The 17,661-nt window shown below is 70.5% G+C and carries 15 protein-coding genes; all 15 read left to right on the top strand.

Features of this window, described 5'->3' with window-relative positions; translation table 11 throughout:
• Nucleotides 1-63 precede the first annotated feature (63 nt).
• The 15 genes from Q8791_RS03040 to nuoN all read left to right on the top strand — a co-directional run bounded on the left by Q8791_RS03040 (nucleotide 64) and on the right by nuoN (nucleotide 17,642).
• Nucleotides 64-1,368, top strand: coding sequence for a geranylgeranyl reductase family protein (locus Q8791_RS03040; RefSeq protein ID WP_330089994.1), 1,305 nt, complete (start codon nucleotides 64-66; stop codon nucleotides 1,366-1,368).
• Between the two features lie 201 nt (nucleotides 1,369-1,569).
• Complete coding sequence (locus Q8791_RS03035; protein WP_017601065.1) at nucleotides 1,570-1,929, top strand: NADH-quinone oxidoreductase subunit A; 360 nt, start codon at nucleotides 1,570-1,572, stop codon at nucleotides 1,927-1,929.
• A 100-nt stretch (nucleotides 1,930-2,029) separates the two neighbouring features.
• Nucleotides 2,030-2,575 carry a NuoB/complex I 20 kDa subunit family protein gene (locus tag Q8791_RS03030; protein ID WP_330089993.1) on the top strand — a complete coding sequence of 182 codons (546 nt, stop codon included), beginning with the start codon at nucleotides 2,030-2,032 and terminating at the stop codon, nucleotides 2,573-2,575.
• A gap of 1 nt (nucleotide 2,576) precedes the next feature.
• On the top strand, nucleotides 2,577-3,308 hold the full coding sequence (locus Q8791_RS03025) for an NADH-quinone oxidoreductase subunit C (RefSeq protein ID WP_330089992.1): 732 nt from the start codon (nucleotides 2,577-2,579) through the stop codon (nucleotides 3,306-3,308).
• A 43-nt stretch (nucleotides 3,309-3,351) separates the two neighbouring features.
• Nucleotides 3,352-4,647, top strand: a complete 1,296-nt coding sequence (locus tag Q8791_RS03020) for an NADH-quinone oxidoreductase subunit D (RefSeq protein ID WP_330089991.1) — start codon at nucleotides 3,352-3,354, stop codon at nucleotides 4,645-4,647.
• Nucleotides 4,644-5,387: an NADH-quinone oxidoreductase subunit NuoE gene (gene nuoE, locus Q8791_RS03015; protein ID WP_330089990.1), complete on the top strand. Its 744-nt coding sequence runs from the start codon at nucleotides 4,644-4,646 to the stop codon at nucleotides 5,385-5,387. Before Q8791_RS03020 ends, nuoE begins: the two co-directional genes overlap by 4 nt.
• Nucleotides 5,384-6,703 carry an NADH-quinone oxidoreductase subunit NuoF gene (nuoF, locus tag Q8791_RS03010; protein WP_330089989.1) on the top strand — a complete coding sequence of 440 codons (1,320 nt, stop codon included), beginning with the start codon at nucleotides 5,384-5,386 and terminating at the stop codon, nucleotides 6,701-6,703. The genes nuoE and nuoF overlap by 4 nt, the downstream gene beginning before the upstream one ends.
• Nucleotides 6,700-9,180: an NADH-quinone oxidoreductase subunit G gene (locus Q8791_RS03005; protein ID WP_330089988.1), complete on the top strand. Its 2,481-nt coding sequence runs from the start codon at nucleotides 6,700-6,702 to the stop codon at nucleotides 9,178-9,180. The genes nuoF and Q8791_RS03005 overlap by 4 nt, the downstream gene beginning before the upstream one ends.
• Nucleotides 9,177-10,544: an NADH-quinone oxidoreductase subunit NuoH gene (gene nuoH / locus Q8791_RS03000; RefSeq protein WP_330089987.1), complete on the top strand. Its 1,368-nt coding sequence runs from the start codon at nucleotides 9,177-9,179 to the stop codon at nucleotides 10,542-10,544. The genes Q8791_RS03005 and nuoH overlap by 4 nt, the downstream gene beginning before the upstream one ends.
• Nucleotides 10,537-11,088: an NADH-quinone oxidoreductase subunit NuoI gene (gene nuoI / locus Q8791_RS02995; protein ID WP_330089986.1), complete on the top strand. Its 552-nt coding sequence runs from the start codon at nucleotides 10,537-10,539 to the stop codon at nucleotides 11,086-11,088. Before nuoH ends, nuoI begins: the two co-directional genes overlap by 8 nt.
• Nucleotides 11,085-12,077: an NADH-quinone oxidoreductase subunit J gene (locus Q8791_RS02990; RefSeq protein ID WP_330089985.1), complete on the top strand. Its 993-nt coding sequence runs from the start codon at nucleotides 11,085-11,087 to the stop codon at nucleotides 12,075-12,077. Before nuoI ends, Q8791_RS02990 begins: the two co-directional genes overlap by 4 nt.
• Nucleotides 12,065-12,364, top strand: a complete 300-nt coding sequence (gene nuoK / locus Q8791_RS02985) for an NADH-quinone oxidoreductase subunit NuoK (protein WP_013156051.1) — start codon at nucleotides 12,065-12,067, stop codon at nucleotides 12,362-12,364. The genes Q8791_RS02990 and nuoK overlap by 13 nt, the downstream gene beginning before the upstream one ends.
• Before the next feature lie 14 nt (nucleotides 12,365-12,378).
• On the top strand, nucleotides 12,379-14,322 hold the full coding sequence (gene nuoL, locus Q8791_RS02980; protein ID WP_330090141.1) for an NADH-quinone oxidoreductase subunit L: 1,944 nt from the start codon (nucleotides 12,379-12,381) through the stop codon (nucleotides 14,320-14,322).
• 3 nt (nucleotides 14,323-14,325) lie between these two features.
• A complete protein-coding gene (locus Q8791_RS02975; RefSeq protein WP_330089984.1) occupies nucleotides 14,326-15,993 on the top strand; it encodes an NADH-quinone oxidoreductase subunit M in 1,668 nt (555 codons plus the stop codon).
• Between the two features lie 8 nt (nucleotides 15,994-16,001).
• Nucleotides 16,002-17,642, top strand: a complete 1,641-nt coding sequence (gene nuoN, locus Q8791_RS02970) for an NADH-quinone oxidoreductase subunit NuoN (RefSeq protein WP_330090140.1) — start codon at nucleotides 16,002-16,004, stop codon at nucleotides 17,640-17,642.
• Nucleotides 17,643-17,661 lie beyond the last annotated feature (19 nt).

Raw genomic sequence — 17,661 nt, 5'->3', positions numbered from 1 at the left:
TGAGCGGGTCGAACCCGCACTGGCCCGCCACGGTGCACCGCGCGAGCAGTCGAGGACCCACCCGTGAGCGAGACAGCCACCTCCTCTCCCAGAGGCCGGGAGCGGACCGAGTACGACGCCGACGTCATCGTCGTCGGCGCTGGCCCCTCCGGTTCCACCACCGCCTACTACCTCGCCCAGGCAGGACTCGACGTCCTGCTCCTGGAGAAGACCGCCTTCCCCCGGGAGAAGGTCTGCGGCGACGGACTGACCCCGAGGGCGGTGAAACAGCTCATTGCCATGGGGATCACCTTCGAGGACGAGGGGTGGATCAAGAACCACGGCCTGCGCATCGTCGGCGCCGGCGTCCGCCTCGAACTCCCCTGGCCCGACCTGGCCGCCTACCCCGGTTTCGGACTCGTCCGCACCCGCTACGACTTCGACCAGATCCTGGTCAACCGTGCCGTCTCCGCCGGAGCCAAGCTCCTGGAGCGCACCAACGTCACCGGCCCCCTCATGGACGAGCGCAGCAACCGCATCGTCGGGGTCCGTGCCAAGAACGCCGACCGCGAGCCCGTGACCTTCCGGGCGCCGCTGGTCGTGGCCGCCGACGGCAACTCCTCCCGGCTGTCCGTCGCCATGGGCATCCGCAAGCGCGACGACCGCCCCATGGGCGTGGCCGTGCGCACCTACTTCGAGAGCCCCCGCCACAAGGACGACTACCTGGAGTCCTGGCTGGAGCTGTGGGACAGGAGCGGCGACAAGGACGTCCTCCTGCCCGGCTACGGCTGGGTCTTCGGCGTCGGCGACGGCACCAGCAACGTCGGCCTGGGCATCCTCAACTCCACCGCCTCCTTCCAGGACGTGGACTACCGCAAGCTCCTCCGCCGCTGGACCGAGTCCATGCCAGAGGAGTGGGGCTACACCGAGGAGAACCAGCGGGGCGCCATCCGCGGCGCCGCCCTGCCCATGGGCTTCAACCGGGTCCCGCACTACTCGCGGGGGCTCATGCTCGTCGGCGACGCGGGCGGCATGGTCAACCCCTTCAACGGCGAGGGCATCGCCTACGCCATGGAGGCCGGGAACATCGCGGCCGACGTCATCGTGCAGGCACACGGGCGGACCACCCAGCAGACCCGCGAACGGACCCTGCTGGGCTACCCCGACGTGCTCGCCGACACCTACGGCGGCTACTACACGCTCGGACGCTACTTCGTGAAGGTCATCGGCCAGCCCGAGTTCATGAAGTACGCGACCAAGTACGGCCTGCGCCAGCGCACCCTCATGAAGTTCGCGCTGAAGATGCTCGCCAACCTCACCGATCCCACGCAGGGCGACGCCATGGACCGGGTCATCAACGGCCTGACCAGGATCGCCCCCGCGGCCTAGCGGATCCGCGGGCCGGGCGCCCTCCCCCACGGGGGCGCCCGGGCCCCGGGAGACCGGGACGCGCGGAGCACTGGGACAACACGGCCGGGCGGTCGGGTCCGGCGCCACAACAGGACAGCACGGGACGACCGAAGAGATGAGCTAGTGAAAGCAATCACAAGCATGCGCGAGCGTGCCGACCAGCCAGAGGGAGGGTGACCCGTGGAGCTCTACACACCGATATTCGTGCTCGGCGGGATCGGCGCCGCGTTCGTGGTGGTGTCGATGGTGGCCGGGGCCGTCATGGGCCCCAAGCGCTACAACCGGGCCAAGATGCAGGCCTACGAGTGCGGCATCGAGCCGACGCCGCAGCCCGCGGGCGGCGGCCGATTCACCGTCAAGTACTACATGACGGCCATGATGTTCATCGTCTTCGACATCGAGATCATCTTCCTCATCCCCTGGGCGGTCCACTTCGACGCCCTCGGCTGGTTCGGACTGGTCGCGATCGTCCTCTTCCTGGTGAACGTCTCCATCGCCTACGCCTACGAGTGGCGCCGCGGAGGCCTCGAATGGGACTAGGCCGCGTTCCGCGGACACGCACTCCGCTCCGCGTCCCGACCACCGCGCGCCCGGCCCAGACCCGGCCCGCCCAGCCCAGCCCGGAGGAGGTCCGCAGCTGATGGGACTCGAAGAGAAAATCCCCAGCGGAATCGCGCTCACGACCGTCGAGCAGGTCGTGGGCCTGGCCCGCAAGAGCTCCATGTGGCCCGCCACGTTCGGCCTCGCCTGCTGCGCCATCGAGATGATGGCCGTCGGCGGCCCCCACTACGACCTGGCCCGGTTCGGCATGGAGAAGTTCGGCGCCACCCCGCGCCAGGCCGACCTCATGGTCGTCGCCGGACGCGTCAGCCAGAAGATGGCCCCCGTCCTGCGCCAGATCTACGACCAGATGCCCGAGCCCAAGTGGGTCATCGCGATGGGCGTGTGCGCCTCCAGCGGCGGCATGTTCAACAACTACGCGATCGTGCAGGGCGTGGACCACATCGTCCCGGTCGACATCTACCTGCCGGGCTGCCCGCCGCGGCCGGAGATGTTCCTCGACGCCGTGCTCAAGCTGCACGACAAGGTCCAGAACACCAAGCTCGGCGCCCACCGCGAGCTGGAGATCACCGAGATCGAGGAGCGGATGCTCCGCCGGTCGCTGCCCGTGGTGACGAGGGACTGACATGAGCGAGAAAGAGCGCAACGAGGAAGCCGCCAACCTGCCCGAGAGGCAGGGCCGCGAGCGGCTGGCCGCTCCGATCAAACGGACCGGCATGTTCGGCGGCTCCACCGGGGGCGACACCTCCGGATTCGGGGGCCTCCTGGTCAGGGGGAGCGCTCCCGGGAGCAGCCGGCGCCCCTTCACCGACCCCGACGACCCCCGCACCGCGGACTTCGACCGGGTGGCCGACGACCTGGAGGCCGCCCTGGGCGACGACGCAGGGGCTGTCGAGCGCGTCGAGGTCGCGTACGGGGAACTCACCTTCCACGTGCGCCGCGAGGCCCTCCTGGAACTGGTGCGCGTCCTGCGCGACGACCCGGCCCTGCGCTACGAGCTGTGCACGGGGGTGGCAGGCGTGCACTACCTCGACGACACCGGCCGGGAACTGCACGCGGTCTACCACTTCCGCTCCATCAGCCACAACAGCGAGATCCGCGTCGAGACCACCTGCCCCGACGCCGACCCGCACGTGCCGTCGATCGTGTCGGTCTACCCGACCAACGACTGGCACGAGCGCGAGGCCTGGGACTTCTTCGGCATCGTCTTCGACGGGCACCCCGCGCTGACCCGCATCCAGATGCCCGACGACTGGCACGGCCACCCCCAGCGCAAGGACTACCCGCTGGGCGGCATCCCCGTCGAGTACCGGGGCGCCACCATCCCCCCGCCGGACGAGCGGAGGTCCTACTCGTGACCACGAGCACCCACAGCCACTCCGCCACGAAGGGAGGCACGGCATGACCGTCACCGAGGACTACATCGACGCCTCCGGCGGGGACTGGGACGACGTCATCGAGAAGGCGCAGGCCACCAGCGCCGAACGCCTCGTCGTCAACATGGGCCCCCAGCACCCGTCCACCCACGGCGTGCTCCGGCTGATCCTCACCCTCGACGGTGAGACGTGCACCGAGGCGCGCGTCGCCATCGGCTACCTGCACACCGGTATCGAGAAGAACATGGAGTACCGGACGTGGACGCAGGGCACCACGTTCGTCACCCGCATGGACTACCTGACGCCGCTCTTCAACGAGACGGCGTACAGCCTGGCGGTCGAGAAGCTGCTCGGCGTCACCGAGCGCATCCCCGAGCGCGCCACCGTCATCCGCGTGATGATGATGGAGCTCAACCGGATGGCCTCCCACTTCGTGGCGATGGCGACGTTCGGCATGGAGCTCGGCGCGACCACGGTCATGACCAACGGGTTCCGTGAGCGCGAGATGATCCTGGACATCTTCGAGCTGGTCACCGGCCTGAGGATGAACCACGCCTACATCCGCCCCGGCGGTGTGGCCCAGGACCTGCCGCCCGGCTCGGTCGGCCAGATCCGGGAGCTGCTCAAGGAGATGCCCAAGCGCATCCAGACGATGCGCAAGCTCCTGGACGAGAACCCCGTCTACCTCGCCCGCACCAAGGACGTCGCCTACCTCAACCTGCCCGGCTGCATGGCGCTCGGCGTCACCGGGCCGCTGGCGCGCGCCTCCGGACTCGCCTTCGACCTGCGCAAGGCCAAGCCCTACTGCGGCTACGAGGGCTACGAGTTCGACATCCCCGTCTCCGACGGCGGCGACGTGTACGCCCGCTACCGGGTGCGCATCGCCGAGATGGAGGAGAGCCTGAAGATCGTCGAGCAGTGCCTGGACAAGCTCCGGACCGGCCCGGTGATGATCCAGGACGCCAAGATCGGCTGGCCGGCCAAACTCGCGCTCGGCCCCGACGGGATGGGCAACTCGCCCGACCACATCGCGCACATCATGAGCGGCTCCATGGAAGCCCTCATCCACCACTTCAAGCTGGTCACCGAGGGCTTCCGGGTGCCCGCCGGTCAGGCCTACGCGGCCGTCGAGAGCGCCAAGGGCGAACTCGGCTGCTACGCGGTCAGCGACGGGGGCACCCGCCCCCACCGCGTGCACTTCCGCGACCCCTCGTTCACGCACCTCCAGGCCGTCGCCGCCATGTGCGAGGGCGGCACGGTGGCGGACGTCATCGCGGCCGTGGCCAGTATCGACCCGGTGATGGGAGGCGTGGACCGGTGAGCCAGAACGACATCACACCCGACGGCGCGGAGGTCGTCCGCGAGCGGTTCCCCGACGAGGTCACGGCCCGTCTGGAACCGGACGCCAAGGAGATCATCGCCCGCTACCCCAAGCAGCGCTCCGCCCTGCTCCCCCTGCTGCACCTGGTGCAGTCCGAGGAGGGGCACGTGAGCACGGCCGGGATGCGCTTCTGCGCCGACCAGCTCGACATCACCCTCGCCGAGGTCAACGCGGTCGCCACGTTCTACACCATGTACCGGCGCGGCCCCGGCGGCGACTACCAGGTCGGGGTGTGCACCAACACCCTGTGCGCCGTCATGGGCGGGGACGAGATCTTCGCGTCCCTCAAGGAGCACCTCGGGGTCGGCCACAACGGGACCACCGACGACGGCAAGGTCACGCTGGAGCACCTGGAGTGCAACGCGGCCTGCGACTTCGCCCCCGTCGTGATGGTCAACTGGGAGTTCTTCGACAACCAGACCCCCGACACCGCCAAGCAGCTCGTCGACGACCTGCGGCTCGGCAACGACGTCGCCCCCACGCGCGGCCCCGCGAGCCTGTGCACCTGGAAGCAGGCCTCCCGGGTGCTCGCCGGGTTCGACGACGGACGCGCCGGCGAGGGCGTCCAGGCGGCGGGCGCCTCGCTCGCCGGACTCGACGTGGCCAGGCGCAACGGCTGGACCGCGCCCGACCCGGCGAACCTTCCCACCCGCGACCAGGATGAGGAGGGCGCCAAGTGACCACCCTGACCCCGATCCTGTCCCAGAACTGGGACCGCACCGACTCCTTCACCCTCGACGGGTACCAGGCCACCGGCGGCTACGACGCGCTGCGCAAGGCCCTGACCATGGAACCCGACGCCATCGTGGACCTGGTCAAGCAGTCCGGCCTGCGCGGCCGCGGCGGCGCCGGGTTCCCCACCGGGATGAAGTGGGGTTTCCTGCCCAAGGACAACCCCAACCCGCGCTACCTCGTCGTCAACGCCGACGAGTCCGAGCCGGGCACCTGCAAGGACATCCCGCTCATGCTCGCCAACCCGCACGTGCTGGTGGAGGGTGTGGCGATCGCGTCGTACGCGATCAAATCCCGGCAGGCCTTCATCTACGTGCGCGGCGAGGTCGTCCACGTCATCCGCCGCCTGCGCAAGGCCGTCGCCGACGCCTACGACGCCGGGCTCCTCGGCCGGAACATCCTCGGCAGCGGCTTCGACCTCGACGTCGTCGTCCACGCCGGGGCGGGCGCCTACATCTGCGGTGAGGAGACCGCCCTCCTGGACTCCCTGGAGGGCTACCGGGGCCAGCCCCGGCTCAAGCCGCCGTTCCCCGCCGTCGCCGGCCTCTACGCCTCGCCCACCGTGGTCAACAACGTCGAGTCCATCGCCAGCGTCCCCGGCATCGTCAGCAACGGCGCCGAGTGGTTCACGTCCATGGGCACCGAGAAGTCCGCCGGATTCGGCTTCTTCTCCCTGTCCGGCCACGTCACCACACCCGGACAGTACGAGGCGCCGCTCGGGATCACCCTGCGCGAACTCCTCGACATGGCGGGCGGCGTCCGCGCCGGGCACCGGATCAAGTTCTGGACCCCCGGCGGCTCCTCCACGCCCATCTTCACCGACGAGCACCTGGACACCCCGCTCGACTTCGAGTCGGTCGGCGCGGCCGGGTCCATGCTCGGCACCCGCGCGCTCCAGATCTTCGACGAGACCACCTGCGTGGTCCGCGCCGTCGGCCGGTGGATCGCCTTCTACGCGCACGAGTCCTGCGGCAAGTGCACGCCCTGCCGCGAGGGCAACTACTGGATGGTCCAGGTCCTGGACCGCATCGAGCGCGGCGAGGGGACCGAGGCCGACCTCGACAAGCTCCTCGACATCTGCGACAACCTGCTCGGCCGCTCGTTCTGCGCCCTCGGCGACGGAGCGACCAGCCCCGTCATGTCGTCGATCAAGCACTTCCGCCAGGAGTACATCGACCACGTCGAACAGGGCGGCTGCCCGTTCGACCACGCCAAGTCCACCCTGTGGGGCGACCGCCCGGCCACGACGGGAGGGAACCAGTGACCGTCACCTCCAACTCCTCCGGTGGATCGGCGCCAGCGCCGCCCCCCGAGGACCTGATCACCGTCACCATCGACGGGTTCCAGATCCAGGTGCCCAAGGGCACCCTCCTGATCCGGGCCGCCGAACTCCTCGGCATCCAGATCCCGAGGTTCTGCGACCACCCGCTCCTCGACCCGGTCGGCGCCTGCCGCCAGTGCCTGGTCGAGATCCCCGACATGGGCAACGGGCGCGGCATGCCCAAGCCCCAGGCCTCCTGCACCATCACGGTCATGGAGGGGATGGTGGTCAACACCCACCTCACCTCCGCCGTGGCGGAGAAGGCCCAGCGCGGGATCATGGAGTTCCTGCTCATCAACCACCCGCTGGACTGCCCGGTCTGCGACAAGGGCGGCGAGTGCCCCCTCCAGAACCAGGCCATGTCCACCGGGCAGGGCGAGACGCGCTTCGTCGACATCAAGCGCACCTTCCCCAAGCCGATCCCGCTGTCCACCGGGGTGCTGCTCGACCGGGAGCGCTGCATCCAGTGCGCCCGCTGCACCCGGTTCGCCGCGCAGATCGCCGGGGACCCGCTCATCGAGCTGATGGAGCGCGGCGCCCAGGAGCAGGTCGGCATCGCCGACGGCGAGGCCTTCAACTCCTACTTCAGCGGCAACACCGTGCAGATCTGCCCGGTGGGCGCCCTGACCGGCTCCGCGTACAGGTTCCGGTCCCGCCCCTTCGACCTGGTGTCCACCCCCAGCGTGTGCGAGCACTGCGCCGGTGGCTGCGCCCAGCGCACCGACCACCGCCGCGGCAAGGTCACCCGCCGCCTGGCCGGGGACGACCCGCAGGTCAACGAGGAGTGGAACTGCGACAAGGGCCGGTGGGCGTTCACCTACGCCACCCAGCCCGACCGCCTCACCCGCCCGCTCGTCCGCGACGAGGACTCCAAGGCCCTGGAGTTCGCCTCCTGGTCCGAGGCGATCACCCTCGCCGGACAGGGCCTCGCCGCCGCGCGCGGCCGGGTCGGCGTCCTCACCGGGGGGCGCCTCACCTACGAGGACGCCTACGCCTACGCCAAGTTCGCGCGCGTCGCCCTCGGCACCAACGACGTGGACATGCGCGCCCGGGACCACTCCGAAGAGGAGTCCGCGTTCCTGGCCGCCCACGTCGCGGGCACCCCCGTCGGCGTGGACTTCACCGCCCTGGAGAAGGCGCCCGCCGTGCTGCTGGCCGGGTTCGAGCCGGAGGACGAGTCGCCCTCCACGTTCCTGCGCCTGCGCAAGGGGTCCCGCAAGCGCGGGCTGAAGGTCTACTCGGTCGCCTCGCACGCCAGCCTGGGACTGACCAAGACCGAGGGCACGCTCGTCCGCGCCGTGCCCGGCGACGAGGGCCGCGTCCTCAACGCCCTCGACGTCGACCACCCCGACGTCGTGGAGGCCCTCGGACAGGAGGGCGCGGTCATCGTCGCCGGAGAGCGGCTCGCCGCCGTCCCCGGCGCGCTCACCGCCGCCGCCGCCCTGTCCCGGCGCACCGGGGCCCGGCTCGTCTGGGTCCCGCGCCGCGCCGGGGAGCGCGGCGCCGTCGACGCCGGAGCGCTGCCGGGCCTGCTGCCCGGCGGACGACCCGCCGCCGACCCCGCCGCCCGCGCCGAGGTCGCCCGCGCCTGGAACGTCGGGTCCCTGCCCGAACGGGCCGGTCGCGACACCGCGGCGATCATCGCGGCCGCCGCCGCCGGTGAACTCGACGCCCTGGTCATCGCCGGGGTCGACCTGGACGACCTGCCCGACCCCGGCGCCGCCCGCGCGGCCCTGGCCAGGGTGCCGTTCATCGTCAGCCTCGAACTGCGCGCCAGCGACGTCACCGACCGCGCCGACGTGGTCCTCCCCGTCGCCGCCGTCTCGGAGAAGTCCGGCACCTTCGTCAACTGGGAGGGCCGCCACCGGCCCTTCGGCGACGCGCTCAAGGTGCCCGGCGCCCTCTCCGACCTGCGGATCCTCTCCGCCGTCGCGGACAGCATGGACGTCCACCTCGGCCTCCCCGACGCCGGCTCCGCCTACCGCGAGCTGCTGGAACTGGGCCTGTGGACCGGGAACCGCCAGAGCGGCCCGTCCGCCCGACCGGTCCCCGTGCCCGAGCCCGAGGCCGGACAGGCCGTCCTGTCCACCTGGCGGCAGCTGCTCGGCACCGGGCGCATGGAGGACGGCGAGCCGTTCCTCGCCGGAACCGCCCGGCCGCCCCGCGCCTACCTGTCCAGGACCACCGCCGACGAGATCGGGGTCCCCGACGGCGGGACGCTCAGCGTCACCGGCGCCGACGGCTCCGTCACCGTCCCGGTCGTCGTCACCGACATCGCCGACCGCGTCGTCTGGCTCCCGGCCAACGCCCGCGGCTGCGACGTGCGCCGCGACCTCGGCAGCGGCGCCGGCGACACGGTCCTCCTGTCCGCTCCCAGCTCCCTGGGCGCGTCCCACCACACCGCCGGGAGGCAGCAGTGAGCCCCGCGCTCCAGACGGGCGTCGTCCAGCTCGCCTCGGAGGAGACCCTGGGCGCCTTCGGCAACGACCCGTGGTGGATCACCACGATCAAGGCCCTGGCGATCTTCGTCTTCCTGATGATCTGCGTGCTGATGATGATCATGGCCGACCGCAAGGTCATGGGCCGCATGCAGCAGCGCCACGGACCCAACCGGATGGGCCCCTTCGGCCTCCTCCAGTCCCTGTTCGACGGCATCAAGCTCTCCCTCAAGGAGGACCTGATCCCGCGCGGGGTGGACCGGTTCGTCTACATCGCCGCGCCGGTCATCGCGGCCGTGCCCGCGTTCATCGCGTTCTCGGTCATCCCGATCGGGCCCGAGGTGAACATGTTCGGGGTCCTCACCCCGCTCCAGCTCACCGACCTGCCCATCGCCGCCCTGGTCGTCCTGGCCACCGCGGCGCTCGGCGTGTACGGGTTCGTGCTCGGCGGCTGGGCGTCCCAGTCGCCGTACGCCCTGCTCGGCGGCCTCCGCGCCTCCGCGCAGGTGATCAGCTACGAGATCGCGATGGGCCTGTCCTTCGTCGCGGTCTTCATCATGTCCGGCACCCTCACCACGTCGGGGATCGTCGAGTCCCAGCGCGGGCTCTGGTTCGCCGTCCTGCTCCTGCCGTCCTTCCTCATCTACCTGGTGACGATGGTCGGCGAGACCAACCGGCTCCCCTTCGACCTCGCGGAGGGCGAGGGCGAGATCGTCGGCGGCTTCATGACCGAGTACGGGTCCATGAAGTTCACGATGTTCTTCCTCGCGGAGTACGTGAACATGTGCACGGTCGCGGCCGTGTCCGTCACGCTCTTCCTCGGCGGCTGGCTCGCCCCGCCCGGGGTGACCGCGATCCTGCCCGGGGCCAACGAGGGCTGGTGGCCCGCCCTGTGGTGGCTGCTCAAGTTCCTCTGCGTCATGTTCCTGTTCATCTGGGCGCGCGGCAGCCTGCCCCGGGTCCGCTACGACCAGCTGATGAAGCTCGGCTGGAAGGTGCTCATCCCCATCCAGCTGGTGTGGATCACCGCCGTCGCCGTCGTCCGGATGCTCGTCCTGGACAACGCGTCGCCGATCGTCATCGGCCTCGTGGTCGCCGCGTTCTCCGCCGCCACGATCGCCGCGTTCACGGCCTGGGCGCGCTTCGTCCGCCGCGAACGCGCCGAGGAGGCGCGCCTGCGCGCCGACAACCAGCGCCGCGCACGCAAGGAGCCCGCCTTCGGCGGGTTCCCGGTGCCGCCCAGCACCGCCCCGCACTACGGCAGCAGCGTGCTCGCCGAACCGCCGCGGACGGCCCCGGTCGCCGCCGAGAGCAACAAGAAGGGTGAGGAGGTTTCCGGTGCTTGAGTGGCTCAACCCCGTCAAAGGATTCGGCGTCACCTTCCACACCATGTTCAAGAAGGTGCCGACGGTCGAATACCCGGAGGTCAAGCGCCCCACGGCGCCGCGCTTCCACGGCCGTCACCAGCTGAACAGGTGGGCCGACGGCCTGGAGAAGTGCATCGGGTGCGAACTGTGCGCCTGGGCCTGCCCGGCCGACGCCATCTACGTGGAGGCCGGTGACAACAGCGACGACGACCGGTACTCGCCCGGCGAGCGCTACGGTCGCGTCTACCAGATCAACTACCTGCGCTGCATCCTGTGCGGGCTGTGCGTGGAGGCGTGCCCCACGCGCGCCCTCACGATGACCAACGAGTACGAGCTGGCCGACACCAGCAGGCAGAGCCTGATCTGGACGAAGGAGCAGCTGCTCGCCCCCCTCAAGGAGGGCATGGAGCAGCCGCCCCACCCGATGCGCCTCGGCGAGACCGAACAGGACTACTACGCCACCGGGCGCGGCCAGCACGGGTCGCAGGACGCCGCGGCGGAGTCGGCGGAGGGGGTCCGATGAACCCGCTCTCCGACTCCCACCACGGCATCCCGCTCCCGCTCGACACGCCCGTGGACGCCCCGCTGTACCTCGCCGCCCCCATCACCGGCGGCGAGGCCTCCGCGTTCTGGATCCTCGGCGCGGTCGTGCTCCTCGGCGCCCTCGGCGTGGTGTTCTCGCGCAAGGCCGTCCACTCGGCCATGTCCATGGCCCTGACCATGGTCGGCCTCGCCATCTTCTACGGCATCAACGCGGCGCCGTTCCTGATGGTCGTCCAGATCGTCGTCTACACCGGCGCCGTCCTGATGCTGTTCCTGTTCGTGCTGATGCTCATCGGCGTCAGCTCGGCCGACTCCCTCGTGGAGACGCTCAGCGGACAGCGGATCATGACCGCCGTCGTCGCGCTCGCCTTCATCGGCGCCCTCGCCACCGGCATCACCCGCATCTCCGTGGGCGACCCGGTCGGGATCGCCGCGGGCGCCGCGGCGGCCGGGGGCACCATCCCGTGGATCGCGGGCGAACTGCTCCTGCGGTACGTGGTCGCCTTCGAGGCCACCGGCGCGCTGCTCATCACCGCCGTCCTCGGCGCCATGGTGCTCGCGCACACCGCCCGCACCAAGAAGCGGCGCACCCAGCGGGAGTTCTCCGAGGACCGCATCCGCGGCGACCACCCGACCCCGCTGCCCGGACCCGGCACCTACGCCCGGCACAACGCGATCGACATGCCCGCGCTGCTGCCGGACGGCACGGTCTCCCAGCTCTCGCTCAACCCGGTGCTCACCGCACGCGACCCCGAGTACCAGTCGCGGGTCCCCGCGGACGTCCGCTCCGGCCGCCCCGCGCTGCCCGGAGCGGCCTCGGACTCCGCCGGCTCCAAGGAGGGCGAGCCCGTCCCCGACACCGGGGAGGGCCCCGACGGCCGCACCGCCGAAGACCCCGACGGTGACCCGGACGGCACCGAGAACAGCAACGGCAACGGGCAGGAGGTCGAGTCCTCGTGGACCCGATGAACTACATCGTCCTCGCGGCGCTGCTGTTCACCATCGGCGCCGTCGGCGTGCTCGTCCGGCGCAACGCGATCATCGTCTTCATGTGCGTGGAGCTCATGCTCAACGCCTGCAACCTGGCGTTCGTCGCGTTCGCCCGGATGCACGGGGACATCGAGGGCCAGGTCATCGCGTTCTTCGTGATGGTCGTCGCCGCCGCCGAGGTGGTGGTCGGCCTCGCGATCATCATGCAGATCTTCCGAACCCGCAGGTCCGCGTCGCTCGATGACGCGAACCTGCTCAAGCACTAGAAGGCGACGTGGCAGTGACATCTCACGCGTACCTCGCCGCCGAACCCGCGGTGGCGACCGCCGCCGACAGCGCGGTGCTGTCGAACGCCTGGCTGCTGATCGCCCTGCCGCTCGCGGGCGCGGCGATCCTGCTGCTCGGCGGAAGGCGAACCGACAGGTGGGGGCCCTGGCTGGCCACGGCCCTCCCGGTCGCCGCCTTCGCCTGGGCGGCCCTGGCCCTGTTCGACCTCCTGGGCCGGAGTGCCGACGCCCGCAGCGTCGCCGTCCCCGTGTACCAGTGGTTCGCCGTCGGCGACTTCTCCGCCGGGGTCGACCTGCTGGTCGACCCCCTCTCGATCAGCTTCGTCCTGCTGATCACCTTCGTCGGCTCCCTCATCCACATCTACTCCCTCGGCTACATGTCCGAGGACCCCGGCAAACGGCGGTTCTTCGCCTACCTCAACCTGTTCGTCGCCGCCATGCTCGTGCTGGTGCTCGCGGACAACTTCGTCCTGCTGTTCCTCGGCTGGGAGGGCGTCGGCCTCGCGTCCTACCTGCTCATCGGGTTCTGGCAGTACAAGCCCTCCGCGGCCACCGCCGCCAAGAAGGCGTTCCTGATCAACCGGGTCGGCGACATCGGCCTGCTGGTCGCCATCATGATCATGTTCACGGCCCTGGGCGCGGTCAGCTTCAGCGACGTGTTCGCGGCCGTTCCCGGCGCGAGCGACGGCGTCCTCCTCGCGATCGGGCTGCTGCTGCTCCTCGGCGCGTGCGGCAAGTCCGCGCAGCTCCCGCTCCAGGCCTGGCTCCTGGACGCCATGGAGGGCCCCACCCCGGTGTCCGCGCTCATTCACGCGGCCACCATGGTCACCGCGGGCGTGTACCTGATCGTGCGCGCCGGACCCGTCTTCGAGGGCGCACCCGTCGCCCAGACGGTCGTCACCGTCGTGGGAGCCGCGACGATGATCGCGGGCGGGATCATCGCCTCGGCCAAGGACGACATCAAGAAGTCCCTCGCCGGGTCCACGATGAGCCAGATCGGCATGATGGTCCTCGCCGCCGGGCTCGGCCCCGTCGGCTACGTGGCCGCCATCGCCCACCTGGTCACGCACGGCTTCTTCAAGGCCGGGCTGTTCCTCGGCGCCGGATCGGTCATGCACGCCATGAACGACGGCGTGGACATGCGCAGGTACGGCGCGCTCCGCAAGGCCATGCCGATCACCTTCGCCACCTTCGGCCTCGGCTACCTGGCCATCATCGGGTTCCCGCTGCTGTCCGGCTGGTGGACCAAGGAGAGCATCATCTCCGCGGCCTTCGGCGTCGGCGGCACGCAGGGCATGGTCCTCGGCACCGCCGTCATCGTCGGCGCCGGGCTCACCGCCTTCTACATGTCGCGGATGGTCTTCATGACCTTCTTCGGCGAGAAGCGCTGGGAGGAGGGCGTGCACCCGCACGAGTCGCCCGTCAGCATGACCGCTCCCATGGTGGTGCTCGCGATCGGCTCCGTCGCCCTGGGCGGGTTCATGACCCTCGGCGACCGGTTCGCGAACTTCCTGGCCCCGTCCATCGGAGCCCACCCGCACCACTTCGACGTGGTGCACGCGTTCACCGCCCCCTACGGGATCGCGGCCCTGGCCGTGATGGTGGCGGGTGTGGCGCTCGCCTGGGCGGTCTACCTGCGCAAGCCGGTGGCGAAGACCGCGCCGGAGCCCAACCTCGTCACCGCCTTCGCGCGTGAGGAGCTGTACGGAAACCAGATCAACGAAGGCCTGCTGATGCGGCCCGGCCAGGTCCTCACCCGGGCCCTGGTCGTGGTCGAGGACAAGATCATCGACGGCGTGGTCAACGGGCTCGGCACGGGCGTGCGCGACTCCTCCCGGGGGTTGGGCAGGGCGCAGACCGGCTTCGCCCGGACGTACGCGCTCACCATGCTCCTCGGCGCCGTCATCGTCGCCGCGACGCTGGCTGTGAGGTTCTAGACAATGATCCCCTGGCTCACTATCGCGATCGCGCTCCCCGTGATCGGCGCGGCCGTCATCTGGGCGCTGCCGCGCGTCAAGACGACACAGGCCGCGGCCTCCACGGGGGCCTCCGCCTCCGCGGCGACCCCGGCCCAGGCCGGGGCCGCCACGGCCACCGCCACCAGGGCTCCGGCGGGCACGACCGCCGCCGGGTCCGCCGGGTCCTCAGCCGAGACCGCCAAGCGGATCGCGCTGGGCTTCTCGGTGCTCACCCTCGTCGTCCTCGCCGCCATGGCGCTGAGGTTCGACACGTCCGCGGCGGGCGGCCTCCAGTTCGAGGAGGTGTACCCCTGGATCCCGCGCTTCGGCGTCCACTTCGCGCTGGGCGTCGACGGGATCGCGCTGACGCTGATCCTGATGTCGGCGGTCCTGGTACCGCTCGTCATCCTCGCCGCCTGGAACGAGAACGAGGACAGGGAGGACGGCGGACGCGGCTACTTCGCGCTCATCCTGGTGCTCGAAGCCATGATGATCGGCGTCTTCGCCGCCACCGACGTCTTCCTGTTCTACGTGTTCTTCGAAGCCATGCTCATCCCGGTCTACTTCATGATCGGCCGGTACGGGCGCGGTGAGGAGAGGGCGAAGGCCGCCGTCAAGTTCCTGCTGTACAGCCTCGCCGGCGGACTGATCATGCTGGTCGCGGTGATCGGCGTGTACGTCATCGGCGGAAGCTTCCTGTGGACCGACCTCGTCGGCGAGGGCAGCGCCCTCGCGGCGGTCGACCCGAGCACCGCGCGGTGGCTGTTCCTCGGCTTCTTCATCGCCTTCGCCATCAAGGCGCCGATGTGGCCCGTGCACACCTGGCTGCCGTCGGCGGCGGGCGCCTCGCGCCCCGGAACCGCCGTACTGCTCGTCGGCGTGCTCGACAAGGTCGGCACCTACGGCATGCTCCGCTACTGCCTGGAGCTGTTCCCGTCCGCCGTCTCCTGGTTCGTGTGGCCGGTGGTCGGGCTGAGCCTGGTGAGCATCGTCTACGGTGCGATCCTCGCCATCGGGCAGAGCGACATGATGCGCCTGATCGCGTACACGTCCGTGTCGCACTTCGGGTTCATCACCCTGGGCATCTTCGCCCTGACGCCCCAGGCGCAGGCCGGAGCCGCCCTCTACATGGTCAACCACGGGTTCGCGACCGGCGCGCTCTTCCTCGTCGTGGGCTTCCTCGTCGCCCGGCGCGGCTCGTCGCTCATCGAGGACTACGGTGGCGTCCAGAAGGTCGCGCCCAAGCTCGCCGGGGTGTTCCTCATCGCCGGACTCGCGGGCCTGGCACTGCCCGGCCTGGCCCCGTTCGTCAGCGAGTTCCTGGTGTTCGTCGGGGTGTACGCGTTCAACCCCGTCCCCGCGATCATCGCCGCGTCCGGCGTCGTCCTGGCCGCGCTCTACATCCTGTGGATGTACCAGCGGACCATGACCGGCGAGACCCCGGCCCGGCTGTCCGGGCTGCGCGACCTGTCCCCGCGCGAGATGTGGGCCGTCGGCCCGCTGCTCGCGCTGATCATCGCGTTCGGCCTCTACCCCCAGCCACTGCTCAACGTGATCAACCCCGCCGTCGAGCGCACCGTCGAGGTCGGAACCGCCGACACCTCGGGCGCCGGGGCGGACGGGGCCTCTGAGGAAGGAGGCGAGGAGTGATCCCCCACATGGACCTCCCCGTCATCACCGAGGGACCGCCGGAGATCAACTGGTGGCTGCTCGCCCCGCTGCTCACGCTGTTCGCGGCGGGCGTCCTGGGCGTGCTGTTCGAGGCGTTCGTGCCGAACAGGCGCAGGCGCGGCGTCCAGATCGGACTGGCGGCGCTCGCGCTGCTGGCCACGTTCGTCCTGCTCGTGCTCCAGATCGGCACGCTCCCCGACGACCAGGCGGGGGTGACCGTCGCCGCCGGGGTGCTCGCCGTGGACCGGACGGTGATCTTCTTCCAGGGCACCATCACCGTGCTCGCGCTGGTCAGCCTGCTGCTCATCGCCGAGAACCGCGACGGCCGGGACGCGTTCGCCGCCCAGGCCGCCACGGTCCCCGGCAGCGAGGAGGAGCGCGCGCACATCATGGCGGGCTCCCAGCACACCGAGGTGTACCCGCTGGTCATGTTCGCGGTGCTGGGAATGCTCATGTTCCCCGCCTCGAACGACTTCCTGACGATGTTCATCGCCCTGGAGGTCATGAGCCTCCCGCTGTACCTGCTGTGCGGGCTCGCACGGCGGCGGCGCCTGTTCTCCCAGGAAGCCGCGGTCAAGTACTTCCTGCTCGGCGCGTTCTCGTCGGCGTTCTTCCTGTTCGGCATCGCCCTCGTCTACGGGTACGCCGGATCGGTCAACTTCGGCACCATCCGCGCGGCCGTGGAGGCCGGCGGAGCCGAGATCTTCCAGGGCGAGGGAAGCAACGGCGAACCGCTCCTGCTCATGGGCATCGGCCTCGTCGCGATCGGGCTGCTCTTCAAGGTCGGCGCCGTGCCCTTCCACAACTGGAAGCCCGACGTCTACCAGGGCGCCCCGACCCCCATCACTGCCCTCATGGCCTCCTGCACGCTCGTCGCCGCGTTCGGCGCCCTGCTGCGGGTGTTCTTCGTGCCGTTCGGCACCTCGGCGGCCAGCTGGGAACCGATGCTGTGGGCGGTCGCGATCCTGACGATGGTCGTCGCCGCGATCATCGCCGTCACCCAGCGGGACATCAAGCGCCTGCTGGCGTACTCGTCGGTCGTGCACGCCGGGTTCATCCTGACGGCGGTCGTGGCCAACAGCACCGACGGGCTCGCGGGCGCCATGTTCTACCTGGCGGCCTACGGGTTCACGACACTCGGCGCGTTCGCCGTGGTGACCCTGGTGCGCACCAAGGACGGCGGTCAGGAGCTCGGCGACCTGGAGCGGTGGGCCGGATTCGGACGCCGGTCCCCGGCGCTCGCCGGCGCCCTCGCCCTGTTCCTGCTGGCCTTCGCCGGGATCCCGCTGACCAGCGGTTTCATCGGCAAGTTCGCGGTGTTCGAGGCCGCGGTCTCGGCCGGGGCGACGCCCCTGGTGGTCGTCGGCGTCCTGAGCAGCGCGGTGACCGCGTTCTTCTACGTGCGGATCATCGTTGTGATGTTCTTCCGGGATCCGGAGGGCGACGGCCCCACCGTGGTGCGCGCGGGCGCGGCCACGGGCAGTGTCATCACGATCGGCGTGGCGGCGACGCTGCTCCTCGGCCTGTATCCCGGTCCGGTACTGGACAACCTGCTCCCGTCCTCGGAGACCGGCCCCGAACCGGTCGCGGTGATGGTGGACCAGGCCTCCACGGACACCGGCAGGTAGTCGGAGCTGGTCAGCGATC

The sequence above is a fragment of the Nocardiopsis codii genome, from assembly GCF_036327455.1.
GTDB classification, from domain to species: Bacteria; Actinomycetota; Actinomycetes; order Streptosporangiales; family Streptosporangiaceae; genus Nocardiopsis; species Nocardiopsis codii.
This window is presented reverse-complemented; position numbering and strand designations above follow the sequence as displayed.

What these genes read in the sequence shown, in the direction of transcription:
- Q8791_RS03020 (WP_330089991.1), top strand. Translation starts at nt 3,352, where the DNA reads ATGACCGTCACCGAGGACTACATCGACGCCTCCGGCGGGGACTGGGAC.
- Q8791_RS02975 (WP_330089984.1), top strand. Translation starts at nt 14,326, where the DNA reads ATGATCCCCTGGCTCACTATCGCGATCGCGCTCCCCGTGATCGGCGCG.
- nuoN (WP_330090140.1), top strand. Translation starts at nt 16,002, where the DNA reads ATGGACCTCCCCGTCATCACCGAGGGACCGCCGGAGATCAACTGGTGG.
- Q8791_RS03030 (WP_330089993.1), top strand. Translation starts at nt 2,030, where the DNA reads ATGGGACTCGAAGAGAAAATCCCCAGCGGAATCGCGCTCACGACCGTC.
- Q8791_RS03025 (WP_330089992.1), top strand. Translation starts at nt 2,577, where the DNA reads ATGAGCGAGAAAGAGCGCAACGAGGAAGCCGCCAACCTGCCCGAGAGG.
- Q8791_RS02990 (WP_330089985.1), top strand. Translation starts at nt 11,085, where the DNA reads ATGAACCCGCTCTCCGACTCCCACCACGGCATCCCGCTCCCGCTCGAC.